Source organism: uncultured Prevotella sp. (assembly GCF_946407605.1).
Taxonomy (GTDB): Bacteria; Bacteroidota; Bacteroidia; order Bacteroidales; family Bacteroidaceae; genus Prevotella.
In genome coordinates, this window is sequence record NZ_CAMJOS010000011.1 from 69,552 (window position 1) to 95,256 (window position 25,705).

The 25,705-nt window shown below is 51.1% G+C and carries 26 protein-coding genes; 12 read left to right on the plus strand and 14 right to left on the minus strand.

Features of this window, described 5'->3' with window-relative positions; all coding sequences use genetic code 11:
* Positions 1-5: 5 nt before the first annotated feature.
* From Q0R57_RS06650 to Q0R57_RS06660, 3 genes are all read right to left on the minus strand, one after another.
* Positions 6-1,241, minus strand: a complete 1,236-nt coding sequence (locus Q0R57_RS06650) for a DUF4421 family protein (protein WP_294745033.1) — start codon at positions 1,239-1,241, stop codon at positions 6-8.
* Entirely contained in the window at positions 1,241-2,149 is a 909-nt protein-coding gene (locus tag Q0R57_RS06655) for a putative 2-dehydropantoate 2-reductase (RefSeq protein ID WP_294745036.1), read from the minus strand. Before Q0R57_RS06655 ends, Q0R57_RS06650 begins: the two co-directional genes overlap by 1 nt.
* Positions 2,150-2,241: 92 nt before the next feature.
* Positions 2,242-2,733, minus strand: a complete 492-nt coding sequence (locus tag Q0R57_RS06660) for a 3'-5' exonuclease (protein WP_294745038.1) — start codon at positions 2,731-2,733, stop codon at positions 2,242-2,244.
* Positions 2,734-3,399: 666 nt separating this feature from the next.
* On the opposite strand from Q0R57_RS06660, the gene Q0R57_RS06665 reads away from it, so the two are divergent.
* The 4 genes from Q0R57_RS06665 to Q0R57_RS06680 all read left to right on the plus strand — a co-directional run bounded on the left by Q0R57_RS06665 (position 3,400) and on the right by Q0R57_RS06680 (position 6,499).
* Entirely contained in the window at positions 3,400-4,008 is a 609-nt protein-coding gene (locus tag Q0R57_RS06665; protein WP_294745041.1) for a DNA-binding protein, read from the plus strand.
* Positions 4,009-4,143: 135 nt separating this feature from the next.
* Entirely contained in the window at positions 4,144-4,257 is a 114-nt protein-coding gene (locus tag Q0R57_RS06670) for a smalltalk protein (protein ID WP_294745044.1), read from the plus strand.
* Between the two features lie 291 nt (positions 4,258-4,548).
* The gene (dinB, locus tag Q0R57_RS06675) at positions 4,549-5,718 is read left to right on the plus strand and encodes a DNA polymerase IV (RefSeq protein ID WP_294745048.1); all 1,170 of its coding nucleotides are present in this window, start codon (positions 4,549-4,551) and stop codon (positions 5,716-5,718) included.
* 490 nt (positions 5,719-6,208) lie between these two features.
* Positions 6,209-6,499, plus strand: a complete 291-nt coding sequence (locus tag Q0R57_RS06680) for a hypothetical protein (protein WP_294745051.1) — start codon at positions 6,209-6,211, stop codon at positions 6,497-6,499.
* Here Q0R57_RS06680 and Q0R57_RS06685 read toward each other — a convergent pair.
* Positions 6,464-7,441 (minus strand): bile acid:sodium symporter family protein, encoded by a 978-nt coding sequence (locus Q0R57_RS06685; RefSeq protein WP_294745054.1) that lies wholly within the window; start codon positions 7,439-7,441, stop codon positions 6,464-6,466. The two genes, Q0R57_RS06680 and Q0R57_RS06685, sit on opposite strands and share 36 nt — an antisense overlap.
* Before the next feature lie 55 nt (positions 7,442-7,496).
* On the opposite strand from Q0R57_RS06685, the gene Q0R57_RS06690 reads away from it, so the two are divergent.
* The gene (locus Q0R57_RS06690) at positions 7,497-8,420 is read left to right on the plus strand and encodes a DMT family transporter (protein ID WP_294745057.1); all 924 of its coding nucleotides are present in this window, start codon (positions 7,497-7,499) and stop codon (positions 8,418-8,420) included.
* Between the two features lie 110 nt (positions 8,421-8,530).
* Here Q0R57_RS06690 and Q0R57_RS06695 read toward each other — a convergent pair whose 3' ends face one another.
* The 8 genes from Q0R57_RS06695 to Q0R57_RS06730 form a co-directional block, all read right to left on the minus strand.
* Entirely contained in the window at positions 8,531-8,689 is a 159-nt protein-coding gene (locus tag Q0R57_RS06695; protein WP_081778508.1) for a DUF4295 domain-containing protein, read from the minus strand.
* Between the two features lie 12 nt (positions 8,690-8,701).
* Complete coding sequence (gene rpmG / locus Q0R57_RS06700; protein ID WP_248507273.1) at positions 8,702-8,893, minus strand: 50S ribosomal protein L33; 192 nt, start codon at positions 8,891-8,893, stop codon at positions 8,702-8,704.
* Positions 8,894-8,899: 6 nt separating this feature from the next.
* Positions 8,900-9,163: a 50S ribosomal protein L28 gene (gene rpmB / locus Q0R57_RS06705; RefSeq protein ID WP_248507272.1), complete on the minus strand. Its 264-nt coding sequence runs from the start codon at positions 9,161-9,163 to the stop codon at positions 8,900-8,902.
* Between the two features lie 118 nt (positions 9,164-9,281).
* On the minus strand, positions 9,282-9,806 hold the full coding sequence (locus tag Q0R57_RS06710; RefSeq protein ID WP_294745071.1) for a CinA family protein: 525 nt from the start codon (positions 9,804-9,806) through the stop codon (positions 9,282-9,284).
* Positions 9,807-9,849: 43 nt separating this feature from the next.
* On the minus strand, positions 9,850-10,878 hold the full coding sequence (tsaD, locus tag Q0R57_RS06715) for a tRNA (adenosine(37)-N6)-threonylcarbamoyltransferase complex transferase subunit TsaD (protein WP_294745074.1): 1,029 nt from the start codon (positions 10,876-10,878) through the stop codon (positions 9,850-9,852).
* Positions 10,879-10,944: 66 nt separating this feature from the next.
* Complete coding sequence (map, locus tag Q0R57_RS06720; protein WP_294745077.1) at positions 10,945-11,802, minus strand: type I methionyl aminopeptidase; 858 nt, start codon at positions 11,800-11,802, stop codon at positions 10,945-10,947.
* Positions 11,803-11,868: 66 nt separating this feature from the next.
* The gene (locus Q0R57_RS06725; protein WP_294745081.1) at positions 11,869-13,815 is read right to left on the minus strand and encodes a sugar phosphate nucleotidyltransferase; all 1,947 of its coding nucleotides are present in this window, start codon (positions 13,813-13,815) and stop codon (positions 11,869-11,871) included.
* A gap of 33 nt (positions 13,816-13,848) precedes the next feature.
* Entirely contained in the window at positions 13,849-14,991 is a 1,143-nt protein-coding gene (locus Q0R57_RS06730) for a hybrid sensor histidine kinase/response regulator (RefSeq protein WP_294745084.1), read from the minus strand.
* Between the two features lie 172 nt (positions 14,992-15,163).
* Between Q0R57_RS06730 and ruvC the strand changes: the two genes are divergently transcribed.
* From ruvC to Q0R57_RS06745, 3 genes are read left to right on the plus strand one after another with little or no spacing between them, the layout of a single operon-like run.
* Positions 15,164-15,733: a crossover junction endodeoxyribonuclease RuvC gene (ruvC, locus tag Q0R57_RS06735; protein ID WP_294745087.1), complete on the plus strand. Its 570-nt coding sequence runs from the start codon at positions 15,164-15,166 to the stop codon at positions 15,731-15,733.
* Positions 15,712-17,022: an ATP-binding cassette domain-containing protein gene (locus Q0R57_RS06740; protein ID WP_294745090.1), complete on the plus strand. Its 1,311-nt coding sequence runs from the start codon at positions 15,712-15,714 to the stop codon at positions 17,020-17,022. The genes ruvC and Q0R57_RS06740 overlap by 22 nt, the downstream gene beginning before the upstream one ends.
* A gap of 44 nt (positions 17,023-17,066) precedes the next feature.
* Positions 17,067-17,555: a hypothetical protein gene (locus Q0R57_RS06745; RefSeq protein ID WP_294745092.1), complete on the plus strand. Its 489-nt coding sequence runs from the start codon at positions 17,067-17,069 to the stop codon at positions 17,553-17,555.
* A 3-nt stretch (positions 17,556-17,558) separates the two neighbouring features.
* On the opposite strand, the gene Q0R57_RS06750 is transcribed toward Q0R57_RS06745, so the two are convergent.
* Positions 17,559-18,122 (minus strand): manganese efflux pump MntP family protein, encoded by a 564-nt coding sequence (locus Q0R57_RS06750; RefSeq protein WP_294745093.1) that lies wholly within the window; start codon positions 18,120-18,122, stop codon positions 17,559-17,561.
* Positions 18,123-18,239: 117 nt separating this feature from the next.
* Between Q0R57_RS06750 and Q0R57_RS06755 the strand changes: the two genes are divergently transcribed.
* The 4 genes from Q0R57_RS06755 (at position 18,240) to serS (ending at position 24,638) form a co-directional block, all read left to right on the plus strand.
* Entirely contained in the window at positions 18,240-19,376 is a 1,137-nt protein-coding gene (locus tag Q0R57_RS06755) for a Rid family hydrolase (protein WP_294745095.1), read from the plus strand.
* A 28-nt stretch (positions 19,377-19,404) separates the two neighbouring features.
* Positions 19,405-22,419, plus strand: a complete 3,015-nt coding sequence (locus Q0R57_RS06760) for a two-component regulator propeller domain-containing protein (RefSeq protein WP_294745098.1) — start codon at positions 19,405-19,407, stop codon at positions 22,417-22,419.
* Positions 22,420-22,683: 264 nt separating this feature from the next.
* The gene (locus Q0R57_RS06765) at positions 22,684-23,283 is read left to right on the plus strand and encodes a riboflavin synthase (RefSeq protein WP_294745100.1); all 600 of its coding nucleotides are present in this window, start codon (positions 22,684-22,686) and stop codon (positions 23,281-23,283) included.
* A gap of 35 nt (positions 23,284-23,318) precedes the next feature.
* On the plus strand, positions 23,319-24,638 hold the full coding sequence (gene serS, locus Q0R57_RS06770; protein ID WP_294745103.1) for a serine--tRNA ligase: 1,320 nt from the start codon (positions 23,319-23,321) through the stop codon (positions 24,636-24,638).
* A 111-nt stretch (positions 24,639-24,749) separates the two neighbouring features.
* Here serS and Q0R57_RS06775 read toward each other — a convergent pair.
* On the minus strand, positions 24,750-25,705 hold a 956-nt coding region (locus Q0R57_RS06775), incomplete at its 5' end, for an IS4 family transposase (protein WP_294745106.1).

The following is a 25,705-nucleotide window of genomic DNA, read 5'->3' on the forward strand; positions in this document are numbered from 1 at the left end:
CTGATTTACAGTCTCACGCCAAACGACAGACGGGCGTAGGCATCGAAGATATTCACCTTGCAATTGTCACTCTTATAGTTGAAGTTATTGTACTGCGCCTGGGCGCCAATGAAGTAATTACTCCAGTTGTAGGCAATGCCGAGGCGCAGGTCAAGATTGAAATGCATCATGCTGTAGATAACCTCCGGCTCTACCTCCCAGTAGTCAAACTGACCATTATTCACATCAGCCATCAAAAGGGGCTTATGCGTCTTTCCGTTGGCCCACGTCTTCGTCTCCCTGTTCCAGTCGCCGTAGTCGTCTACAGCCTCTATCGGCGCCATCTTGTAGTTCGTTTCGTATTTATAAGCCTTCACGCGGTCATAGACGCTAATGGTAGGCATCGCCATCACGTTGACCACAAGCCCTCGCAGCGGCACCCAGTTGTAGCCGTAGCCCACGCCGATGTTGGCCTGGTGCACCTTGGCGCGGTAGATGCCGTGACCAATAATCATATAGACAAAGTTCTTGATGTCATCATAGTCGAACGACGACTGATACCATGTGGCTCCCAGCAGCAGCGATCCTGCCGAGTGGCGCTGTATCACCGACTGGTTGTAGGCGGCAGCCTGCGAGTAGCGGCGTCCGTTAAACACGTAGTAGCCGTTGATATAGGTGGAACGTATCCACACAGGTGCCGGCATGTTGACGGTAGTGCTTTCTTTCGATCCTACGCCCGTGTCTAAATTGCGGTCTTCCGCATTAAACTCGGCATCTTGGGTGTTGAAGCGTCTCAGTCTGAAGTTGAAGCCGTACTTGGCACCAGTCGAGCTGATAGAGTAATAGCGACCTGCGTTCTTAGTCAGCGACTTGGAATACGAGAACCCCGTACCGCGATAGCCCACCCAGAAACCCACAGAAGAGGCCACAGGAGGCGTGAAGCACAGTTCCCAGTCCGCATGCTCGTTGTATTCAGGAAAGTCAACGCTCTGGCTGTAGTCCACGTCCACCACGTTCTCCTTATAGCGCAGTATCACCCTCCAGGGCTTGTCAGGCACCTCAATATACAGAGGGTCCACCTTTCCCCTGGCCTTGTCGTCCAAGTACTGCTGCACCTCGCGAAGGCGCACCATCAGGCTCGACTCGCTCTTCTCCGTACCTACGCTGTCAGTCGTCACATGCTCCTGCGTCGCCGATTGCTCTTGTGCTGCTGCATTCAACGAGAATAGCAGGCAGCATACTATCACTCTTCCTATCATCATCAGACATTTTTCTCTAAGAATCGCAGCTCAGCCTCCAGCATCTCCAGTTTCGGCATGCTGTAGCCAGCCTCGCGGGCTATCTCTATGGGACGCGTGTACAGATAGTATATCTCCATCTGTCGGTGGAAGTCATAGTCCAGTCGCATCGACGGCGAATAGGGCGTCATCGCGTCCGTGGTCTCAATCATCTTGTCCACAAACGCCTCGTCCACGTTCTTCACGCCCAAGTGCTGTGCAGCACCCACCACCTCCATCATCTGTTCACGAATCAGCTGTCGTGTCGATGCGTTCTTCAGCAGCAGGTCCGTCTGCGTGTGCAGCGCCACCGTCATCCCGTTGAACGGCATGTTCCATACCGCTTTTTTCCATCGCGCCTCGTTATATTCCACCAGTCCCGTCTCTATGGCGGCCTGTCTAAACTCATCCACCACGGTCTGCATCAGCGCCTCGTCGCGGCACGAGTAGTTAGCCAGGTTGATGCTGCCGTAACACTGGTGGCTCACGACGCCCGGCTCCGTCTTCGCAGAGCAGATAAATGCCAGTCCTGCAGCCAGTTGCACATCAGGGAACATCTTCTGCACGTCCTCCTCTACCCCGATGCCGTTCTGTATCAGCACCACCAGCGTATGGTCGTGCAGCAATGGTGGCAGCAGCGTCTGCAGCTTGCCGTTGTTCACCGACTTCAGGGCCACCAGCACCACGTCGCATGGTGGCATATCCTCCGTATGCTCATAGGCGTTCACGTCAGCCAGGTGAAACGAGCCGTCGCACGAGTCCACCTGCAGTCCATGCTCTTTCACATATCCATAGTCGCTACGCAGCAGGAAGTGCACCTCCTGTCCTGCCCTCGCCAGTTTTGCGCCGTAATATCCGCCAATGGCACCAGTGCCTATTATTCCGTATCTCATGTTGATTGACTTATAAATGATGATTCTGCAAATGTACAAACAAAAATCAACATACACAAGAGAATGAGTGTTTTTTTGCCGTTTTTAAATGGCTATAATATCTCTCTTGCTATCCAGGCGCAGGCTTCCGCATCGGCAAGGGCATGATGGTGATGCTCCAGATGATAGCCACAAGCGGCTGCAACGGTGTGCAGTTGGTGGTTTGGCAATTCTGGGAAAGCCCTGCGCGAAGCCACACACGTACAATAGAATTCATAATCCGGATAGTCCATCTGATAACAGCGGAAAACGGCTTTCAGGCAACTCTCATCAAAGCTTTTGTTATGAGCCACTAAGGGCAAGCCCTCAATCAGAGGTTCTATCTGTGCCCACACCTTGGGGAACACAGGCGCCTCCTCTGTGTCCTCACGCGTCAGGCCATGAACTTGGCTACACCAATAATTATAATAGTTAGGCTCTGGCTGAATCAAGGAGTAGAAAGAATCCACGATCTCCCCACCACGAACAATCACCACCCCCACGGAGCATACGCTGGTACGTTCGTTGTTAGCCGTCTCAAAATCTATTGCTGCAAAGTCTCTCATTTGTCATTCTTGCGTTCAGTGGGTTAAGCTTCTCTCCTTTATTTGCTCTGGTCAGTAGGCATATTCTTAGTTATTCGACTGCAAATATAACGAATATCTTTGAAATAACAAAGAAATCACGCCCATTATTCGCAATTGTTTATACAAATCTGAAAATCTGGAAATTTGGAAATTTAAGAAGGGGCTTGTACTTTGCACCACAAACCCTGAATATGATTGAACGCAAATGTACCAATGTACCATTGTACCATTTGCGTTTTCATTTTCAGCATATAGGGCGGAAAAGTGTGTATTCTATATTATATTATATATAATATTATAATATTATATATAATATAAAGATATAATCTACCTTTCTCCTGTACAAAATCGATTTTCGTAATGGTACAATGGTACATTGGTACACTACGAAATTAATTCATATATCTTTACATTTTAACATTTAAAATATTTTTAAAATAAATCCGAAAAATGCTTGGTTTGCATCTAAATATTTAGTACCTTCGCATTGTCAAAAGAGATAAAATTTGCGCCCTAACTAGAGAAATATTTTTTCTTAGCTAGCGAGATAAAATTCTCAAGTTAAGTGGCAAAAATGGAGTCTTTCTGGAGACACGTGAGAAACACTAACAATTTAAAGTTTAACCATTAAAAAAACACAACATTATGGCACTTAAAGTAAAAGCTAAAGAACAACTGATTAAGGTGGGCAAGTATGCAGAGACCTACCGTTACGTGATGATGCCTGAGCTCTACACGGCTCTGACTCAAGACAAGGTGATTAAGGAGGCAGCCCTGCGCTCAGGTGTGAGCCGAGGCGTGATGCAGGCCTGCTGGGATGCAGCTGGTGAGGTGATCAAGGCATGGGCCACTGAGGGTCACAGCGTGGCTCTGCCTGGACTGGGCACCATGCGCTTCGGACTGCGCGCCAAGAGCGTGGACGACGTGAACAAGGTGAAGGCGGGCCTCATCTCGAGTCGACGCATCATCTTCACGCCTGATGTGGACCTGAAGGACGAGCTGTCGAAGACTGCCGTGCAGATCACCTGCTACGACCGCGAGGGCAAGGAGGTGAAGCGCGTGACCTCGACTGACGAGGGTAACGTTGAAGATCCCGAGCAGGAGAACGGAACCACGAACCCCACGAATGGTGACGACAACAACGGCGGCAACCAGAATGGAGGCAACGGCGGCACCCAGAACGGAGGCACCAGCGGTGGTGACAACACCGGAGGCAACTCTGGCGGCGAAGGTGGCGACGACGGATACAATTAAAGAAGTATGAGGGCCGAGGCCCTCTACTTCTTAAAGAGGAAAGAGGAAGGTGGAAAGTGGAAGGAGGATAGTTGAGCCAAGTTGAAACTTGAAACTTGAAAGGTCAAAGTTTAACCATTAAAAATTTAATAAGCTATGAAGAAAGAAAGTTGGAAAACAATTATTCAGGTGATTGTGAGCATTCTCACAGCAGCGCTAACTGCGCTGGGTACAACCTCCTGCATGGGACATGGTCCTATCGCAATGTAAGAGGGGAACAAATGAATTGCACCGACTCAGAAATGGGTCGGTGTCTTTGATGTTCAAAAAAGAAGGCTCGCTTCACAGCGAACCTGCCCAATATGGATTAACCATAAAACCTAAATCTTTAAAACAATTTATGATTTATCAACCTTAAAAACCATTAAAAATCTATTTCTGGGCTGCAAAGGTACAAAACTAGGAGCATACTACCAAATCTTTACGTGTCTTTTTTCTTTTCCATGAAATTCAAAGAAAGATTTCATAAAGTCGCTGAAAAGCTGTACCTTTGTAGGCGCAATGAAGATAATTCATGTAGATATGGACCAGTTCTTTGCGGCTGTGGAGCAGCGCGACCAGCCGGAGCTTCGTGGCAAACCTATTGCGGTGGGCCATGATGCCGAACGTGGTGTCGTATCGACGGCGAGCTATGAGGCCAGGCGGTTTGGTGTGCATTCTGCACAGTCTATCCAGGTGGCCAAGCGGCTATGTCCGCAACTGATTATCGTAGAGCCACACTTCCAGCGCTACAAAGAGGTGTCGGCACAGCTGCATGAAATCTTTCATGACTATACGGACTTGATTGAACCTATCTCGCTGGATGAAGCCTTTCTCGATGTGACGGAGAATAAACGGGGCATAGAACTTGGCGTGGATATAGCCCGTGAGATTAAGCAGCGCATACGTGAGACGACAGGGTTGACGGCATCGGCTGGTGTGAGCTATTGTAAGTTCCTGGCGAAAATCGCCTCTGACTGGCGCAAACCTGATGGGCTGACGGTGATTCATCCTGACAGGGCTTTGGACTTCATAGCGCAGCTAAGGGTGGAGAAAATTTGGGGCGTAGGCCCAAAGACTGCCGAGAAGATGCACCACATGGGTATCTTTACGGGGCTTGACCTCAGGAATATGTCGCTGAGCCGACTGACGCAGGAGTTTGGCAAAGTAGGCCAAATCTTTTATGACTTCTCGCGAGGCATCGATAACAGGCCCGTTATCTCTGAGTGGGAGCGGAAGTCAGTAAGCTGCGAGCAGACCTTTGAATCGGACATCAGCGAGAATGCTGCCGTTACCATTCATCTTTATCACACGGTGCTGGAGCTGGTTCGTCGCATCGAGAAGAATGACTTCGAAGGTCGAACGCTGACGCTAAAAGTCAAGTTTGCGCGTAAACGAGAGCAGACGGAAGCGAGCTTCCAGTCTGCCGAGCGTGAGCAAACTCGGCAGAATGCCAAATTCTTAGATTTTCAGCAGATTACGCGCAGCATCACCGTTGACCATGTGCTTCGTACTAAAGATCAGATTCTGCCATTGGCCAAACAGTTGATGCAACAGGTAGAGTTTCACTCCCACCCCATCCGCTTGTTGGGATTGGGCGTAGCTAATCAAAAGGGGGCTGCAGTACCAGAACAGCAGCCATGGGTAGAACTGGAACTGGAGTTTGAGCCTTGGCCGGATGACCTTGTTTAAGTAGGTGAGTAACAAAAACTCCGCGAGCTTCACAGCCGGCGGAGTACGTCAATCTTTACTTAACTACGTACATATACCAATTGAATAAGAACCCAGAAAACACTGGGTAATATCTCCACGGGCTTCTCAACAGGCGGAGAAATCCTATTCTATTTATTACAATCTATAACTTAATTTTTGCTACATATTACTACTAACATAATGATCTGCTTTATCAGTTAATTGAGCCCATCCGTGTAAGCGGACTGGCACGATATTTATTATGATTCGTGTAATGTATTTGTCTTCAGTTAATTATATATTAGGTTTGCGGGTGCAAAGATACAAAAAAGTTTTGATAATCCAAATAAATCGGGAAAAAATTTTTTCTCTCCCCATAGCACTTTTATTTCTCCTGATTATTTCGGACAATCATTTGGCAGTTTCAAAATAAATATCTAACTTTGTACCAATAAAAAAGGTGAAAGGTGAAAGGTGAAAGGTGACATACATGACTAGGACATTAACGATAATGGCGGCGATGCTGATGAGCATGGCAGCATCAGCACAGGAGAACCTGCAGAAGCAGGCAAGCAACAAGGAGGTGGAAAAGGTGTTTACGACGGTGAAGGAACTGCCGATAACAAGCGTGAAGAACACATGGGGAGAGTACGGACCGTATAAGGGCATCTGGTATATGTCGCGCGACTATATGGCGCTGAACACCACCTACCTGTTTCTGAACCGTCAGGCGCTGACGAAAGGCCTACGCAAGGCCGTCGGCACCTGCGCCTTCCACTAAACCATCAGCACCTTCAGCAGCGTCGGTCTTCCTGTAAAGACGGGCCACGAGGGCGCCGCTGATATTATGCCAGACGCTGAAAATGGCACCAGGGATAGTGGCCAGAGGATAGGTGTAGAAATGCAGGGTGGCGAGGCTGCTGGCGAGTCCGGAGTTCTGCATGCCTACCTCGATAGAGATGGCGCGCTTCTTAGCTTCTGAGAGTCCAAGGACACGACCAACGAGATAGCCGATGCCTAAACCGCAGAGGTTGTGGAGCATGACCACGAGCACAACCAGGAGACCGCCTACCAGCAGACGGTCGGCATTATGGGCCACGACAATGCCCACCACGAAGGCTATGGCCAACGAAGAGAACGCAGGGAGATAGGGCACCACAGCCTTGGTCACCTTAGGCAGGAAGCTCTGGCACAACAGTCCGGCGATGATTGGCGCTATGACCACATAGACAATACTCAGCAGCATGCCGACGGTATCGACCTCGACCAGCGTGCCTGCCATGAGCCATACGAGCAGAGGGGTGAGCAGCGGGGCCAACAGCGTGGAGGTGGCCGTCATACCTACCGACAACGCCAGGTCGCCCTTGGCCAGATAGGTGATGACATTCGACGCGGTACCGCCAGGACAGCAGCCCACGAGGATGACGCCCAACGCCAGCTCCTTGGGCAGCGAGAACGCCCACGACAGCACGAAGGCCAGCAGCGGCATCACCGTGAACTGTGCCATACAACCAATAAGGATGTCCTTTGGACGGCTCAGTACGATGCGGAAGTCTTGCGGCGACAGCGTCAGTCCCATGCCAAACATGATGACGCCCAACATAGGGTTGATGGCCCACGTGTCGATCCAGACGAACGATGACGGCCACAACAATGAGACGGCAGATACCAATAGTACCAGCACGCCGATGTATTCTGAGATATAATGGCACAATGTTTTCATCGATGCAAAGATACGAATAAGTGAGTAAAGTGCCAAAAATTAAAAAGAAAAACTGATGATTGACAATAAGAAAATATCGATATTCCAGCGACCCGCATGGGTGGTGGTGTTTGCCCTGACAGCAGCCATAGCATGGGGATGGGCATTCCCGCTAATCAAGATAGGCTTCGGCGCCTTTGGCATCACGGCCGACATGACAGGCAGCAAGATGCTCTTTGCCGGCATACGCTTTGCGGCGGCAGGATTGATAGTGCTGTCGGTGGCACGCAGCAACGGACGCTCGTTTAGGACCGGCAAGGCGTTAGACTGGACTTTCATCCTGGCCTTTGCACTGATGAACACCACGCTGCACTATTTCTTCTTCTACGTAGGCATGTCGCACAGCGAGGGGTCGCGGGCGGCTATCCTCAACTCGCTGAGCACCTTCCTCGTGGTGCTGCTGGCGTGTGCCTGTTTCAAGAGCGACAAGCTGACATCGCGTAAGATGCTGGGCTGCATCGTGGGCTTCGGTGGCATCATGGCACTGAACCTCGGAGGCGCTGATAGCGGACAGTTTGTATGGCTGGGCGACGGCATGATCATCCTCAACGCCATCTGCGGCGCATGTTCGAACCTGATGACGCGAGGACTGAGTCGAAGGGTGGACGTCTTCGTAGGCACTGGCTACAGCCTCTTCATAGGCGGTCTGCTGCTCATCATCCCTGGACTGGCCTTCGGCGGCACGCTGCCTCATGTCAACATGCTCGGCATTGTATGCCTGCTACTGCTCATCGCCATCTCGGCCATTGGGTTCGCACTCTACAACAAGCTGCTGAGCTGTAACCCCGTGGGGAAGGTGGCCATATACAACTCGCTGATTCCCATTGTGGGGGCCGTGACCTCGTGTCTCTGTCTGGGCGAGACGTTTCACATGAAATACGCACTCGCAGGCGGACTGGCGGCACTGGGCATCTATATCATCAACAAAGGAAAGAACTGAGGACTGAGAAAGACTGCGAGGCAGAGAAAAGGAGAAGGGAGAAAAGAGAAGAGGGTACGTCATCAAAACGTACCCTCTATTCTATCATTAATTAAAGCTCTGTTCAAATATTAGTTCTTGAAGAAATCCTTAACGGCTTCGTTGGGAACCATCTGCTCATCGAAGATGTAAGCACCTGTCTTGGGGCTGCGAACCATCTTGATGACCTTTGAGTAAGCGCGACCATCCTTCGAACCTTCGTGGAGGGTAGCAACGGTTTTCTTTGCCATTCTGTACTATGATTACTTAATCTCCTTATGAAGGGTCATCTTCTTCAGGATGGGGTTATACTTCATCAGCTCCATGCGCTCAGGCGTATTCTTACGATTCTTGGTCGTAATGTAACGGCTGGTGCCAGGAAGACCACTATTCTTCATCTCGGTGCACTCCAGGACTACCTGGACGCGATTACCTTTTGCTTTCTTGCTTGCCATGGTCTATTAGTCTCCTATTACTTTAATGTCTTTCCAATCCACGAAGCCATTGGCAACAGCCTGCTTCAGTGCAGCGTCAAGACCTACTTTGTTAATCATACGAAGGCCAGCAGCGCTAATCTTCAACTGAATCCAGCAACCCTCCTCTACATAGTAGAACTTCTTGCTGAACAGGTTCACGTCAAAGCTGCGCTTGGTGCGGTGCTTTGAGTGCGACACATTGTTACCAATCTGTGCCTTCTTTCCTGTAATTTGACAAATTTTAGACATTTCTATCTACTTTTTTGTGTTCCTTAATTATAACTTACTCCAAACAGGGTGCAAAGGTACAACTTTTAATTAAGAATTAAGAATTGAGAATTGAGAATTCTTGCAATCTTAATGTTTTTTAACTCTCCTGCACCGTTTCTTGGTCATTCTCAGGTCTTTCCGACTTCAGGAACTCACAAAACAGCTGCATGGCTTTGTTGGTTGCATTGAGCAGATTGATGTCGCGACCCTCGTCCTCGGAGAGCTTACAGGTAATGACCTTTTCTGTGGTGCCGCAAGCCAGCCAGATGGTGCCTACGGGAATCTCCTTGGTGCCGCCACCAGGACCTGCGATACCTGTTGCTGCAATGGCATAGTCGGTGTTGAGTGCCTTGCAGGCGCCCTTGACCATCTCGATGGCCACCTCCTCACAGAAGGCCGTCTTCTCCTCAAGCAGCTCGTGAGAAACGTATAACAGGTTCTCTTTCACCTCGTTAACATAGCAGATGATGCCACCCTTGAAGTATTTCGAGGCGCCAGGAACGGCAATCAGAGCCTCAGCAATGCGTCCTCCTGTGCAGCTCTCTGCTGTACTGACAGTCTTTTCACTCTCCCAGAGCAGTTGACTGACTTCCCTGCTCATCATTTTTCCTTCGAGATCCATCTTGATATTTGACTATTTTACGATTTTACTATTGGACTAATTACTATTTGAATGTCACCTTTGAAAAGGCGGGTGCGTCGATGGGACAGAACTCGCCGTCGAGATACTTATAATGACCCACGATACCTATCATAGCGGCATTGTCGGTGGTATAGCTGAACTTAGGAATATAGATGGTCCAGCCATAGCGGCGGGCATGATCCTGAAAAGCGTTGCGCAGACCGTTGTTGGCACTCACACCACCAGCTACTGCCACATGTTTGATACCTGTCTGCTTGACAGCCAGACGGAGCTTCTTCATCAGGATATCGACGATGGTCCACTCCAACGAGGCGGCCAGGTCTTCCTTGTGATGCTCCACAAAGTCGGGGTCGTCGTCCACCCACTTACGCAGGTTATAGAGGAACGAGGTCTTCAGGCCCGAGAAGCTATAGTCGAGTCCTGGGATATGGGGCTCGGAGAACTGATAGGCCTTGGGATTACCCTGACGAGCCAGACGGTCGATGATGGGTCCGCCAGGATAGCCCAGTCCCATCACCTTCGAACATTTGTCGATAGCCTCGCCAGCAGCATCGTCGATGGTCTGTCCCAGCACCTCCATATCGTTATAGGCGCGCACCAGCACAATCTGTGAGTTGCCACCGCTGACCAGCAAGCACAAGAACGGCAGGGGCGGCGGATTGAAATCGCCCTCGCCACCATCGATGAAATGGGCCATCACATGACCCTGCAGGTGGTTAACATCGATAAGGGGAATGTCCAACGAACGGGCAAAGCCCTTGGCGAAGCTGACGCCTACGAGCAGCGAGCCCATCAAGCCAGGACCACGGGTGAAAGCCACTGCCGTGAGGTCGTCCTTGGTGATGCCTGCACGCTTGATGGCTTGGTCGACCACAGGCACCACATTCTGCTGGTGGGCCCTGGAAGCCAACTCTGGCACCACGCCGCCATAGGCTTCGTGTACGGCCTGCGAGGCTGTCACATTCGACAGCAGCACGCCATTTTTCAGCACTGCCGCCGACGTGTCGTCGCAACTCGACTCTATACCTAATATATATATATCGTTGTTCATCTCTTTCTTTTGTCCTTATAACGTCATTTCGTTATTCCGTTATATCGTTATTCCGTCATTCCGACTTTAGTAAGTCAGTACCTCCACCCCATGCTCCGTCATCAGCAGGGTGTGCTCCCACTGGGCGCTGGGCTTCTCGTCTTCTGTAATCACCTCCCAACCGTAGGGGTCGTCGGCATCGATAAACACACGCCACGAACCCATGTTAATCATAGGCTCGATGGTGAAGACCATACCTGGCACCAGCAGCATGCCTGTGCCACGATAGCTGTCGTGGTCCACCTCAGGCTCTTCGTGGAACTTCAGCCCTACCCCATGGCCAGCCAGGTCGCGCACGATGCCATAGCCGTATTTCTTACAGTGCTTCTTGATGGCGTGACCAATATCACCCACAAAGCCCCAGGGCTTGGCGGCCTCCATACCAATCTCCAGGCATTCTTTGGCCACACGCACCAACTGTTCTTTCTCGGGAGTGGTCTTACCTATTATAAACATACGCGAGGCGTCGGCATAATAGCCATCGAGAATGGTGGTGAAGTCCACATTGATGATATCGCCCTCTTCGAGCACATCCTCCTCCTTGGGAATACCGTGACACACCACCTCGTTGATGCTGGTGCAGACACTCATAGGGAAGCCCTCGTAGTTAAGACAGGCAGGAATGGCATGATGCTCCTCGCAGTAGGCGCGACAAATCTTGTCGATCTCGAGGGTGTTCATGCCAGCATGGATCTCGGCAGCCACAGCATCGAGCACACCAGTGTTGACCACACCGGCTCGGCGGATACCTTCTATCTGCTCAGGAGTCTTGATTAAATCGGGAGTAGGAACCAACTTGCCCTTATCCTCCCAATACATGATTTTCTTATCAAATTCAGTAGGCTGCTGCCCAGGTTGGCAGTGCCATCTGCGTTTCTTTCCCATATATTGTTTTCGCTAAGACGGTGCAAAGGTACGCAGAAATGATGGAAACGCAAAATTTTCGCCGATTTATTTATTCCACTTCGAAAATTCCGACACCGTTTCGACCAGTGCATGGGTGTTTCCCATATCGAAGCGCTCACCTTTCAGACGCAAGCCTATCAGGCCAGAACGCAGACGAACGGCATCGAGGGCTGAGGTCAGCTCAATCTCCTTCGTCATATTGCCTGAAGCATCGGCGGCGGCAATGTCGGCAGCCAGCTGCTGGAACACCTCTGGCGTGAGGATATACTGTCCGAAGATGCTGCAATACTCTTTCTCGCCCTGTTTGTTTCTCACACCCAGGAACTCCTCCGAATAGTTGGCAGTAGGCTTCTCTACCAGCGTCTTCACATGCATCACACGCTCGTCCTTATCCTCCCAAACACCACTCATGATGCCAAAATGGCTCACAGTCGACAGGGGCACAGGATAGAGTCCTACCAGCAGCTTATTGTAGCGTTCGTAAGCTTCTATCAGCTGCAGGGCGCAGGGTTTGTTGGTCAGCGACCTATAGAGCGTGTCGCCCAGCATCAGCAGCACAGGCTCGCCCTTGGAAAAGCCTGCAGCCTGATAGACCGCATGACCAAAGCCACGCTTCTCCTTCTGAATGACATAATGCAGATGCTTGCCGATGTCGAGGATGCGGTTCTCGTACTCCTGGCTCTCAGAGTTCAGCTTGGCGAAATGCTCCTCGCTGATCTGACGGTCGAAGAAGTTCTTGTATTGCTGACGTTCATCCTCGCTGCCCAGCACGATGCACACCTCCTCGATACCGCTTTGCATCAGCTCTTCGAGCAGGATGAGAATGACAGGACGCACCATACCATCAGGACAGGGTATGGGGAAGAAGTCTTTCTTCATGCAGCGCGTAGCAGGATAGAGACGTGTGCCGAAGCCTGCCACAGGGATGATAGCCTTACGCACCGTATGCACGGGTTTGATGGTAAGGCTGTAGGCATGCATACCTTTTCCGTTGAGATAGTCGACCAAGAGCTTCTGACTGTTCTCGTCCTTGGTGAGGAACTGCACAGAGCCGTCGCCATGTGAGCCTACGCCCTTGCCGCCGTAAGTCAGGCTCTTGACGTATTCATCAGCCAGGATAGCCTTCAGTTTCGGCGACTTCAACTCGTCAGGACACAGCGGTGCCACCTGTCTGTCGAACAGCTCCTCAGTCTCTGTCATCAGGCGCCCCAGCTCTTCCACCTTGCCACTGGCCATATACTGTATGGCCCTCTCGATAAACTCTTGGTTCTTAGAGCCCAGTGCTTCGTGCAGCAGGCGTTCCTTATCGTTAGAGGGGAAGGGATAGGCTTTGTTGAGGTCTGACAGAATCTTAATGGTGTTCTTCACGCCGCAGAGGTCGGCAAAGACCCAATACAGATGCTTCTTCACGTTAAGCGTCTGCACCTCTATCTCATCGCCGTCGAAGGTCATCAGGTTAGGCTTCACGCCAAAGGCACAGGCCTGGTCGAGACGTCCACAACGCGAAGAGGTGCGTAGCTCACCAACATAGGCGATGTTCATCTCGCCCATGGTGTTCAGGTTCAGCTTATAGATGAGATTGAAGGCTCTGGCTACCAGCACACAGATGGCTGCTGACGACGAGAGGCCGCTCTTCATGGGCAGCGTCATTTCAGTGATGGTGATGCGTACACCACCCACCTTATACCATTCGAGCATATAGGAAGCCACTCCAGCACAATAGCTGAAGAAATCGCCAGAACGTGCCACACGCTTCAGCTCCTGTTCGTCCATCTGACAAGAGAAGTCATTCCATTCGTCCTCCATCTGAGGGGCAGTACAATACATCTCGAAGACGGGTGACTTCTCTACTTCAGCATAGATGCCCTGTTCAATACCTGTCACGATGGCAGCACCTGGGACGATGTCGGCATTCATCGTGCGGTAATGCCCTGCCCAGTCTGTATGTTCTCCAAACAGACATAGTCTGCCTGGCACGAAAAGCTTCAGCATGTTTAATTAAGTGTTTGTTTTATGAAGTGTTTGTTATTTTTTCAGAGGCACCAATACACTGAAGGTAGACCCCTCGCCTACGACAGACTCCACTCTGACGTCGCCATCGTTCTTACGGGCGAAATCAGCGCACAGCTGAAGACCCAGTCCAGAGCCTTCCTCACCACCAGTACCATAGGTAGTATCGCCTTTCTTGAAGATAGAGTCCAAGCGCTCTGGGTCGATACCCACACCATGATCATGCACACTGATCTTGGCAAAGTCGCCCTCTGTGCTCAATGAGATCTCTATCGTGCTGTCCTCTGGCGAGAACTTGATAGCATTAGAAAGGAAATTACGCACGATAGTCTTCAGCATATCGTTGTCAACAACAGCCACAACGGGCTTGTCGCTGCCTTGATAAACCAGATTGATCTTCTTGGTCAGCGCAATCATCTCGAAGATATCGACAACACCAGGAATAATATCGTTGAGGTCAAGTTCCTGACGCACCACATTCAGGCGACCCGTCTGACTCTTCGTCCATTTCAGCAGGTTATCCAGCAGGTCGTGCACCTCCTCACTCTCGCGGTTGGCCTTATCGAGCAGCTCAAAGAGCTCGGGGCCTACCACATCCTTCGACACCGAGTTTACCACGAGGTTCAGCACCATACGGATGCTGGCCATTGGCGAACGCAGGTCGTGGGCAATGACGGAATACATCTTGTCACGATTACTGATGGTGGCACGCAGCTCAGAGTTCTGCTTCTCGATGATACGTGTGGCAGCCACCAGCTTGATTTGGTGGAATACACGAACTACCAACTCCTCCTTGTTGAAGGGTTTGGTAAGGAAGTCGCTGGCTCCTACCTGGAAACCATGTACCAAGTCACTAGGATTGTTGAGGGCCGTCAGGAAAATAATGGGTATATGGGCTGTCGCAGGATCCTTCTTCAAGATCTGGGCGGCATCAAAACCACTGATATCAGGCATCATCACGTCCAACAGAATCAAATCAGGCTTCTCGTTCTTGGCCTGTTCAATACACATATTGCCGCAATTAGCAGTACACACCTGATACTTTTCGTTAGACAACAATATTTTGAGCAACAACACGTTGCTCATCACGTCGTCGACAATCAGAATTTTATAATCACTTTTAACAATCCGTGATTCAAGATTCTCTGTTTCAAGCATAAATGCTTATGGTTTTGTTTGTATTTTCGTTTACAAGTTAGTATTCTCGACTGCAAATTTAGACATTATTTTTCTATTCACCAAAAGATAACATAAAAAATTTTCCTTTTCAGGTTAAAAATATGCTAAATAGACATAGGTATAAGAAAAAATCACTAACTTTGCAGCCTGAATGGAAAAAGTAATCATGGGCATTGACCCAGGTACCAACATCATGGGATACGGCATCATTCGCGTGAAAGACGGGAAGGTGCAGATGGAGACGATGGGCATCATCGACCTGCGGAAATTCGGTGACGCCTACTTGAAGTTGGGACACATCTTTGAACGTGTGACAGGCATCATCGAGTCGTATATGCCTGACGAGGTTGCCATCGAGGCCCCTTTTTTCGGCAAGAACGTGCAGTCGATGCTGAAACTTGGTCGCGCCCAGGGGGTGGCTATCGCCGCAGCCATAGAGCGCAGCGTTCCCATTCACGAATACGCCCCTATGAAGATAAAGATGGCGCTAACGGGCAACGGCAATGCCTCGAAGGAACAAGTGGCAGGCATGCTGCAACGTCTGCTGCACATCCCTGACTCTGAGATGGGTAAGTTCATGGACGCCACTGATGCCCTTGCTGCCGCCTACTGCCATTTCCTGCAGATGGGCGTCCCCGACTCTGGTGGTCCGCACTATAAGGGCTGGAAGGACTTTGTCAACAAGAACCAAGATAAGGTATGGAGCGGCAAAAAATCATAGTCATTGCTGGAAAGAACGGTAGCGGTAAGACGCTGTACGTGGACCAAATGCGCAAGCAACTGGCCAGCGACAAGGTGCGCTATATCGCCTTCTGCGACACCTATGGCGCCGCCACCGACAAGGCCTACTACCTGCAGCTACGCTGGAATCAGCACGACATTGACAGCGAGACGCCATTTGCGGGTCAGCAGCTGGAGCATATCTACCAGCTGACAGGCGCAGACACCCCAGAACGGCGCCAACTGAAGGATTCGCTCGTAGAGCTGTTTCAGTTTGAAGGCCTGCTCGACAAATACCTCATCTCACTCAGCAGCGGCGAGCTCAGGAAGTACCAGTTCATCAAGACGCTGCTCTCCAACCCCGAAGTGCTGATTCTCGACAATCCTTTCATAGGTCTCGACGCCCTGACCCGCCAGCAGTTGAAAGAGCTGCTGCCCATGCTGAGTCGTGAGCGCCACCTGACCATCTATCTAGTGGTGGCACGCATCGAGGACATTCCCGACTATGCCGATGAGGTTGTCTGGATAACCCCTGAAGACGAACTTTCTGCCCCACCCCTCAGCCTCGACGAAGACAGACGACAGGCTATCCTGTCGCTGACCTCACACGCAGACGACTATAACAGCGACATTGTTGTCGAGATGAATAAGGTGAGCATCCGCTACGACAACCGCACCATCCTCTCAGACCTCGACTGGACCATCCATCAGGGCGAATGCTGGGCTCTGGGAGGCCCCAACGGCAGCGGCAAGTCCACGTTGCTGTCGCTTATCTGTGCCGACAACCCACAAGCTTATGCATGTGACATCAGTCTCTTTGGACGACAGCGCGGCACTGGCGAAAGCATCTGGGAGATCAAGCGCCACATAGGTTATGTATCGCCAGAGATGCACCGCTCTTATCAGTATAACATCCCAGCCATACAGGTGGTGGCCAGCGGACTGAAGGACACGATGGGACTCTACACCCGCACCAATGAAGCCGAGCGCGAACAGTGTCGCTGGTGGATGCGCATCTTCGGCATCGCCCACCTTGAAGAGCGACCTTTCCTCACACTTAGCAGCGGCGAACAGCGCCTGGTGCTCGTGGCACGAGCCTTTGTAAAAGACCCTCAGCTGCTAATTCTCGACGAACCGCTGCATGGTCTCGACACCCAGAACCGCCAGACGGCGAAGGACATCATCACAATTTTCAGTCAGCGTCCAGGCAAGACCCTCATCATGGTGTCGCACTACGAGGAAGAGATCCCTGCCTGCTTCACCCTCAGAAAACGGCTCATAAAGCAATAAAAACGACTAATAAATAGAAAGCAACTAACAAAATCAATAGCTATATGAAAAGACTATTCATTACACTCGGATTAGTGTTTACTTTGGTTTCCAGCGCCTCTTCTCAGGAGATATACTACGAGATTCGACGCAGCGCACAGGAGAACGTCGACAACCCAGCCACTAACGCTCTGGTTAAGCAATTCAGCCTGTTCAAGTTGGAAGCCCTGAACTATATGGTCATCAAGATGAAGGAAGAGATGCCCGACTCCACCGCCGACTTCCTCGACCGTCAGGCGCTGGCGCTCAACACCTTCCTCACCAGTTATACGGCTTCGCTCATGGAGAGCAAAGACGACCCTGCCGCCCATCAGGTAAAAGTCATCAAGGCCTATATGGATGCCTCGTACTCGAACCCCCTGTTCAACGACCCAGACAAAGAGATGGTGTTGGCATATTACAGGAACGGAAAATGCTTGACTCGTTTCTCACTCGACACCGATTGGCGACGTGCTCTTCTGGCTGCAAGAGAGCTGATAAAGGTTATAAAATAACTATCAGAAAACTAATATCTTAACACCTATACACAAAAGTATCACTCCACCTATTAGTTCTGGCTTGATATAACCCTCTGCAATACGTCCAAAACGGACACCCAGCAGATGGCCAGCAACACCGAAAAGGAGCGACACGACACCTATCCAAGTGAGCGGCACCCAGAGGTCGCTCACTTTTTCGTAGCCCGTAAACGAGAACGAGATACCTACCGCCATCGCATCGATACTGGTGGCAACGGCCAACAGCAGTTGGGTGGTAAGACTATGTGGATTGAAGGCATGATGCTCCGAGGGCCGAAACGACTCCCAGATCATCTTACCACCAATAAAGGCCAACATGAGGAAAGCAACCCAGTGGCCAAAGGTCTCGATATACTGCACAAAATGTGCTGTAGCAAGCCATCCGGCAAACGGCATCGCTGCCTGAAACAGCCCGAAGAAGAAGCTCATCTGCAGAATGGTTCGCCACATGTTTCTACCCATGATAACACCGCTGACAATAGACACTGTGAAACAGTCCATTGCCAACGCCACTGCCAGTAATATGATGTCAAATAAACTCATTTGGTACAACAACGACACTTTTGAGGGTGCAAAGATACGCATTATTTGTCAATTTCTCGCACGAGTATTTGCATATTTCAATGAATTTGTGTACTTTTGCAGCAAATTTGTGAAAAAATGACACAACATATTGAATTTCAGAATGCGAAAGCCGAAGTGTTTTCGTTCACAGAAGCCGGAGGCGTGAAAGAATACCATGTTATCCTACACGTCACCGACTGCACTATCCCTTTCCAGCAGCAGCTCGATGCCATTCTCGACGCCTATCAGTCTGTCATCACCAACACACTGCCTGGAGCTGTAACCGTTTTCAAGCGTTATTTCCTCAGCGACTCGGCTAATCAGGCTGACGATGTGGCAGCTGCCGATACCAGCGACTGCGCCAAGAGCATCATCCAGCAGGCACCGCTCGACGGTACAAAGATAGGACTCTGGGCCTACCTCATGACCGATGTCGAGACCCGTCTGCTGCCCAGCGAGCTCTATGAAGCCCGTCATGGAGCCTACCGTCACCTGTGGAACGGCAGCGCCCATAACTTGGCAGCCAACTCGGAATACCAGATGCGCCTGCTGTTCAACGAATATGTGATGCAGCTGCTTCAGGAGGGCTGCACGCTGGCCGACAACTGCATCCGCACGTGGCTCTTCGTCAACGATGTCGACCTGAACTATGGTGGTGTGGTTCGTGCCCGCAATCAGGTGTTCTTCACCCAGGGACTCACCAACAGCACCCATTTCATTGCCTCTACAGGTATTGGCGGACGCCAGCAAGACCCCAACGTGCTGACCCAGATGGACAACTACGCCATCGCCGGCATCAAACCCGAACAGATACGCTATCTCTATGCACCCACCCATCTGAACCGCACCAGCGACTATGGTGTGAGCTTCGAGCGCGGCACACGCGTGGACTACGGCGACCGTTGTCATGTCATCATCTCTGGCACCGCCAGCATCAATAACAAGGGACAGGTGGCCTATCCCAAGGACATCATCCAGCAGACCCATCGCATGTGGGAGAACGTGGAGGCGCTGCTCAGCGAGGCCGAGTGCACCTTCGACGATGTGGCACACATCATCGTTTATCTGCGCGACAACAGCGACTATGCCGTTGTCAGCAAGCTGTTCCAGGAGCGTTTCGCCGACAAGCCCTACATCATTGTCCAGGCTTCTGTCTGCCGTCCTAACTGGCTCATCGAGATGGAGTGTATGGCAGTGAAGAAGACTGTCAACGCCGGCTTCGAGCCACTATAAGAACCCTATCACCATCAACCCTATGCTTATGAAGAAATTCCTGCTTAAAGGCATTATGGCAACGGGGCTGCTCGCCATAGCAGCCATAGGCGCCGAGGCACAACAGCTGCAGGCCACCCGTCATCACTATAGCATTGACGACGGAATGGCCAGTAATGCCATTACCCAGTTAGTCCAGGACGATTACGGCTACATTTGGATAGGCACGTGGAATGGTCTGTCGCGTTTCGACGGCTACAACTTCTTTAACTATAAGACGGGTGCCGCCAGCCACATTCCCAATCTTCATAACCGAATATGGCAGATGACCATCGACAACCAGCAGAACCTGTGGATGCGTATGTACGACTCTCGTGTGTTTGTGCTGAAGCGCAGCATCGACCGCATCGTCAACCCCTTTGCCGACATTAGCGGCAGCGAGGAGTATCGCACGCAGCGCCGCATCGTCACTACCAGTAATGGCGACGTGTTGGTGAGCATCGACGGTGTGGGTCTCTACAGAATACGTACTGAGCAGGACAAGTTCGACTGTCAGCTTATCACCACAGCCGATATGATTGTGAACCACATGGTAGAGGGTTATATGAACGACATCTGGGTGGGCACCGACAAGGGTATTCACCGTCTGGATGCCAGCAACCTCACCATCGAGCGCAAGGGTGTGTTCCTCGAAGAGAACATCACCAGCCTCTACTCCAACGGCTATAACGTCTACGCAGGCACCAAGTCAGGAAAGATTGTGACCTTCTCCTACGGTCAGGAAGCCGAGGAGCTGGCCTCTGGCTTCAGCGCCATCAACACCATCTTCGTCGATAGTCACGGCATCGTCTGGTTCTCTGACGACCGCATCGGCGTGAGCCGTTTCAACCCCGCCACCAAGGACGAGAAGCACTTCATACAGGTGTTGAAGGTGCCCAACTACGACGGCATCGGCTCTACGTTCAACGAGGTCAACGGCGTCATGTGGATACGTATGAGTCACGGTGGCTACGGCTATTACAACCGCGAGCGCGACGAGGTAGAGTACTTCCATAACGACCCGTCGAACCCCTGGAACCTGTCGAACACCGTCAACGCGGCCATCGAGCTGCCCGAGGGCGTCATCTTCGAATCTACCAGCCGTCGAGGCATGGAGAAGCTCGAGTTGATGAAGGATGATATTGTTCGCAAGCGTCTGATAGAGAACCCCACCAGCGATATGGACAACGAGGTACGCGGCATCTATTTTGACAAAGCTACCGACCGCCTGTATATCAGCAACAAAAGCGGCACGCTCTTCGTCATCAACAAGGACGGCAGCCGCACCACCTATACACATACTGACGACGGCAAGCCCTTCCGCCGCATCTACGGCATCAACAAAGACTCCAAGGGCAACATCTGGCTGTCGTCGAAGGATAACGGCGTCTTCAAGCTGAAGCCCACGGGCAACGGCTTCTCTGTCGTCGGCATGCAGCATTCCGAGGATGACGAGACCTCGCTGAGCGACAATCATGCCTACTATACCGTGGAGGACAAGCAGGGCAACATCTGGGTGGCCACCTATGGCGGCGGCGTCAACCTGCTGCCTAATGGCTCTACCACGTTCCTCAGCTCCAAGAAAGGCATCAAGAACTATCCCCTCAACGCCTACCAGAAGGTGCGCACCATCGCTGTGGACAAGGACGACAACGTCTGGGCGGGAACTACCGACGGCATCATTATCCTGTCGTACAAAGACGGCAAGATTGACGTGCAGAAGCTGAAGAACTCGGAGGAGAAGCCCGACAACATCCTGCAGTCAACAGATATTGTGTGTCTGGCCTGCGACGCCAAGGGCAACATGTGGGTGGGCACCAACGGTGGCGGCATAGCATGCACCATCGGCAAAGACTCTGAGGGCTGCTGGCTGTTCGAGAACTTCAACGCAAACTATAAGCTGCCGTCAGAGGAGATCAAGGGTCTGACGTTCGACAACAAGGGCAAATTATGGTTCTCTACCGATAATAATATCTGCTCGTTCGACGCCGACAAGCGCATCTTTGCCACCTACTCCAGTCTCGAGGGTGTGGACGAGACCATCATCTCCGAAGCCTCTGCCACCACGATGTCCAACGGCAACATCCTTTTCGGCACCGTCAACGGCTACTACGAGGTTGACCAGAAAAAGCTGGTTACCAGCAATGCCTCAATGCTCAAGCTGCGCATCACCGACTTCTATTTGGGCACAGAAGTTCAGAGTCCCCGACTCACCGACTACTACGACTATTACGTGCCCGACGCCAAGTCGGTGCAGATACCCGACGATATCACCCGCTTCGGCTTCCGCTTCGCTGCCCTCAACTATCAGCTGCAGCACCGCATACATTATCAGTATATGCTCGAGGGCTACGATGACGACTGGGTGAACGCCCCCCAGACACGCATAGCGAGATATGCCGAAGTACCTGCCGGCACCTATATATTTAAGGTGAAGGCCTTCGTCATCGACTCGCCTGAGAAGTACGACATGAAAGAGATTGAGGTCATCGTGCCCGCACCCTTCTTCTTGTCGCAGCGCTCCATCTGGCTCTATATGGCCATCGGCGTCGTCATCATCGTCCTCTTCATGTTCTGGCGACAGAGCCGCATCAAGAGCCGTCTTAAGAAGGCTCAACAGCAGGCCGCCCGACAGGAGATGGCCAAGCACCGCAGCGAGGAAGACAAAAAGTTCATGGTGATACTCAATGAGTGGATGAACGACCACTATACCGAGCGCCGCATCGATGCCAACGAGATACTGAAGATGCTCAACATGAGTCTGGCCGACTTCGAGGAAAACATCAAACGCCTCACGGGCTTCACGCCCAAGGAGTTCATCTTCGACTTCCGTCTCACTAAGTCGCAGCAGATGCTCGAAGATACCGATGCCGACATCGACGACATTGCCAAGCGTGTGGGCTTCCGCGATGGCGAGACCTTCGTGCGGCTGTTCCACGAGAAATACAACATGCTGCCCAACGAGTACCGCATCACCCACCGCAATAGCCAAACTGATGCCGAGTCGTACGAAATAATTGAATAAAAATGATATATTATCAACAAAAAGTAGTAATTTTGCAACCGAAATAAAAACATTGGGGCTGCCTTGGTTCGATAGGGATACTCATCAAATAACAATGAAACTCGGGCAGTCTTCTCTTGTCAATGGCGGGCCACTAACCAAGCGTTACCAAATGCCGGTGGATTACAAAGACGGAGAGCACCCACAACCTGTGATAAAGGAGTTTTCATCACATCACCCTGGTGGCCCCATCCTTTTTTAAGTTGAAAGTTGAGAGATAAAAATATGTTTTCTGGTATTATTGAAGAATTTGCAACCGTTGTCGATATCCGTCACGACAGAGACAACATAGATTTCACGCTCACCTGCTCGTTTGTCAGCGAACTGGGCATCGACCAGAGCGTGGCCCACAATGGCGTATGCCTCACCGTGGTCAAGATTGAAGGCAACAACTACGTGGTCACCGCCATGAAGGAGACCCTCGAACGCTCTAACCTCGGACTGCTGAAGGTGGGCGACAAGGTCAACGTAGAGCGTTCGATGATTATGAACGGACGCCTCGACGGACACATCGTTCAGGGACACGTCGATCAGACGGCCACCTGCGTAAAGATGGAGGATGCTAACGGCTCCACCTATTTCACCTTCGAGTATCCAGAGAACCATGAGATGGCGCGCAACGGCTACTTCACCGTCGACAAGGGCTCCATCAGCGTCAACGGCGTCAGCCTCACCGTCTGCAATCCCACCAGCAACACGTTCCAGGTAGCCATCATCCCCTACACCATGGAACACACCAACTTCCAGGACATCCGCGTGGGCACCGTTGTCAACCTCGAGTTCGACATCCTGGGCAAGTACATCGCCCGTTTGCAGCAGCTATAAAAAGAAAAAGGTAAAAAAACAAAAATAAATACATTATGCTTACACTTAAACTCATTACAGAGGAAACAGAACGCGTGATTCGCGGTTTGGAGAAGAAACACTTCAAGGGCACCAAAGAAGCCATTGACGAAGTGCTCGCCGTGGATCGTCGCCGTCGTGAAGCCCAGCAGGAGCTGGACAAGAACCTTTCAGAGGCCAAGAAGATGGCTGCCCAGATTGGCGGTCTGATGAAGGAAGGCAAGAAGGCCGAGGCCGAGGCTATCAAGGCTGAGGTGGCCAAGATGAAAGAGACCAACAAGCAGTTGGAAGACACTATGAATCAGGCACAGGACGAGATGACCCGTCTGCTCTGCCAAATTCCTAATATCCCCTACGACGAAGTGCCCGAGGGCGCTGCCGCCGAGGACAACCGCGTGGTGAAGTCAAACCTGAAGGAGTGCACGGAGAGCGATACCGTAGGCAACTGGGACGTGAACCCCCAGCTGGGCATCGCCAACCCCCTGCCTCACTGGGAGCTCGCTAAGAAATACAACCTCATCGATTTCGACCTGGGCGTGAAGATCACCGGTGCCGGCTTCCCCGTCTATATCGGCAAGGGCGCCCGCCTGCAGCGTGCCCTCATCAACTTCTTCCTCGACGAGGCCCGCAAGAGCGGCTACACCGAGATTATGCCTCCCACCGTCGTCAACGCCGCCTCTGGCTACGGCACTGGTCAGCTGCCCGACAAGGAGGGTCAGATGTACCACTGCGAGGTCGATGACTTCTATCTCATCCCCACCGCTGAGGTGCCCGTCACCAACATCTATCGCGACGTGATTCTCGACGAGAAGGATCTGCCCATCAAGAACTGTGCTTACACAGAGTGCTTCCGTCGTGAGGCTGGCTCATACGGAAAGGACGTTCGCGGACTGAACCGTCTGCACGAGTTCTCGAAGATTGAGATTGTACGTATCGATAAGCCCGAGCACTCAAAGGAGAGCCACAAGGAGATGCTGGAGCACGTTGAGGGTCTGCTCAAGAAATTAGAGCTTCCCTATCGTATTCTGCTGCTTTGCGGTGGTGATCAGAGCTTTACAAGCGCTATCTGCTACGACTTCGAGGTTTACTCAGAGGCTCAGGGACGCTGGCTCGAGGTTTCGAGTGTATCTAACTTCGATACCTACCAGGCTAACCGCCTGAAGTGCCGCTACCGTAACAGCGAGACCAAGAAGACCGAGTTGTGTCATACACTGAACGGATCGGCTTTGGCCCTGCCTCGTATCGTGGCTGCCCTGCTGGAGAACAATCAGACCGAAAACGGTATCAAGATTCCAGCAGCACTCGTACCCTACATGGGTTGCGACATGATTGACTAATTAGTTACACACTAACATAAAAAGAGTACACTGACCTCTGCTGGGCCAGTGTACTTTGTTTTTTACATGTTTGTCCATTAGTGACCCGTTAAAATGGGACGAGTTTAAATATTAATCAAATAGCCCCGGAATGAGGGGACCAAATTGATCTTTGACATCGTTGAAATTAGTCTTATCGAACAGGTCTCGAAGGTGAGTTTTGTCTGTCAATGAGATGCTAAGAATCTGCAAGACCTCATAGGTCGATCGTTCTAGTCGCATATCATGTTGGACAATAGCCACGAGACAGTATGTAATGATAGCCACACTGATTTGTATGCGTACAGCATTCTCCGTCGTACCCCAAAACCTCTTTATCTTTAGATGTTGCTTGAGCCATTTGAAGAATAGTTCTACCAGCCATCTTTTCTTATAGAGATTTGCGACATCCAATGCGGAAAGCTGCTTTGCATTCGTCAGGAAAGTGAACTCACGGTCGTCTTCCTCGTCATAGTAGCGAATGAGTCTGAATGACTCTGGATACTTCTTCTCCGAGAGATAACCAGCCAGTTTTACTTCTGCATCAGTCAGCACGTTCTTAGGCATTCTTCGCTTCCATTTGACAATCTTGTACTTCTGGTTCGTCTTGGCTCTGACTACGAAGAAAGACTCAGTAAGATGTATCCTATAGAGCTCCTTAAACGAGTCATAAGCTCTGTCAAAAATATAGTAAGCATTTGGCTCACAGGAAATTGAAGACATTGCCGTTGAATCATGTTTAGATGCTGTAGTCACAGTATAGAAGGCCGGAACCTGAGCCTCAATGTCATATAAGACATGGGCTTTGACGCCTCCCTTCTTTCTTCGGAACTTAGCCCATGGGAATGTTGCCAGACACAACGGGATAGTGGTTGAATCAAAAGCATACTTCTTTCCTGGGATATCCAAGATGTTGGTCGCTCGCTTCTCGCAGGCTTCCTTCATCATATAGAAGGCGAAGTCCTCGAAGATCCTGTAGTCACGATTCTGATTAGCTGACGCAAGAGTCGTTTTGGCGATAGGTTCACGACCTAATCCAAGATGGTATT

Coding starts and splice junctions, on each gene's coding strand:
- serS (WP_294745103.1), top strand. CDS start 23,319: ATGCTTACACTTAAACTCATTACAGAGGAAACAGAACGCGTGATTCGC.
- Q0R57_RS06650 (WP_294745033.1), bottom strand. CDS start 1,241: ATGATGATAGGAAGAGTGATAGTATGCTGCCTGCTATTCTCGTTGAAT.
- Q0R57_RS06755 (WP_294745095.1), top strand. CDS start 18,240: ATGACACAACATATTGAATTTCAGAATGCGAAAGCCGAAGTGTTTTCG.
- Q0R57_RS06685 (WP_294745054.1), bottom strand. CDS start 7,441: ATGAAAACATTGTGCCATTATATCTCAGAATACATCGGCGTGCTGGTA.
- Q0R57_RS06740 (WP_294745090.1), top strand. CDS start 15,712: ATGGAGCGGCAAAAAATCATAGTCATTGCTGGAAAGAACGGTAGCGGT.
- Q0R57_RS06680 (WP_294745051.1), top strand. CDS start 6,209: ATGACTAGGACATTAACGATAATGGCGGCGATGCTGATGAGCATGGCA.
- rpmG (WP_248507273.1), bottom strand. CDS start 8,893: ATGGCAAGCAAGAAAGCAAAAGGTAATCGCGTCCAGGTAGTCCTGGAG.
- Q0R57_RS06660 (WP_294745038.1), bottom strand. CDS start 2,733: ATGAGAGACTTTGCAGCAATAGATTTTGAGACGGCTAACAACGAACGT.
- map (WP_294745077.1), bottom strand. CDS start 11,802: ATGGGAAAGAAACGCAGATGGCACTGCCAACCTGGGCAGCAGCCTACT.
- Q0R57_RS06695 (WP_081778508.1), bottom strand. CDS start 8,689: ATGGCAAAGAAAACCGTTGCTACCCTCCACGAAGGTTCGAAGGATGGT.
- Q0R57_RS06690 (WP_294745057.1), top strand. CDS start 7,497: ATGATTGACAATAAGAAAATATCGATATTCCAGCGACCCGCATGGGTG.
- rpmB (WP_248507272.1), bottom strand. CDS start 9,163: ATGTCTAAAATTTGTCAAATTACAGGAAAGAAGGCACAGATTGGTAAC.
- Q0R57_RS06665 (WP_294745041.1), top strand. CDS start 3,400: ATGGCACTTAAAGTAAAAGCTAAAGAACAACTGATTAAGGTGGGCAAG.
- Q0R57_RS06710 (WP_294745071.1), bottom strand. CDS start 9,806: ATGGATCTCGAAGGAAAAATGATGAGCAGGGAAGTCAGTCAACTGCTC.
- dinB (WP_294745048.1), top strand. CDS start 4,549: ATGAAGATAATTCATGTAGATATGGACCAGTTCTTTGCGGCTGTGGAG.
- Q0R57_RS06655 (WP_294745036.1), bottom strand. CDS start 2,149: ATGAGATACGGAATAATAGGCACTGGTGCCATTGGCGGATATTACGGC.
- Q0R57_RS06760 (WP_294745098.1), top strand. CDS start 19,405: ATGAAGAAATTCCTGCTTAAAGGCATTATGGCAACGGGGCTGCTCGCC.
- Q0R57_RS06745 (WP_294745092.1), top strand. CDS start 17,067: ATGAAAAGACTATTCATTACACTCGGATTAGTGTTTACTTTGGTTTCC.
- Q0R57_RS06725 (WP_294745081.1), bottom strand. CDS start 13,815: ATGCTGAAGCTTTTCGTGCCAGGCAGACTATGTCTGTTTGGAGAACAT.
- Q0R57_RS06670 (WP_294745044.1), top strand. CDS start 4,144: ATGAAGAAAGAAAGTTGGAAAACAATTATTCAGGTGATTGTGAGCATT.
- tsaD (WP_294745074.1), bottom strand. CDS start 10,878: ATGAACAACGATATATATATATTAGGTATAGAGTCGAGTTGCGACGAC.
- Q0R57_RS06750 (WP_294745093.1), bottom strand. CDS start 18,122: ATGAGTTTATTTGACATCATATTACTGGCAGTGGCGTTGGCAATGGAC.
- ruvC (WP_294745087.1), top strand. CDS start 15,164: ATGGAAAAAGTAATCATGGGCATTGACCCAGGTACCAACATCATGGGA.
- Q0R57_RS06730 (WP_294745084.1), bottom strand. CDS start 14,991: ATGCTTGAAACAGAGAATCTTGAATCACGGATTGTTAAAAGTGATTAT.
- Q0R57_RS06765 (WP_294745100.1), top strand. CDS start 22,684: ATGTTTTCTGGTATTATTGAAGAATTTGCAACCGTTGTCGATATCCGT.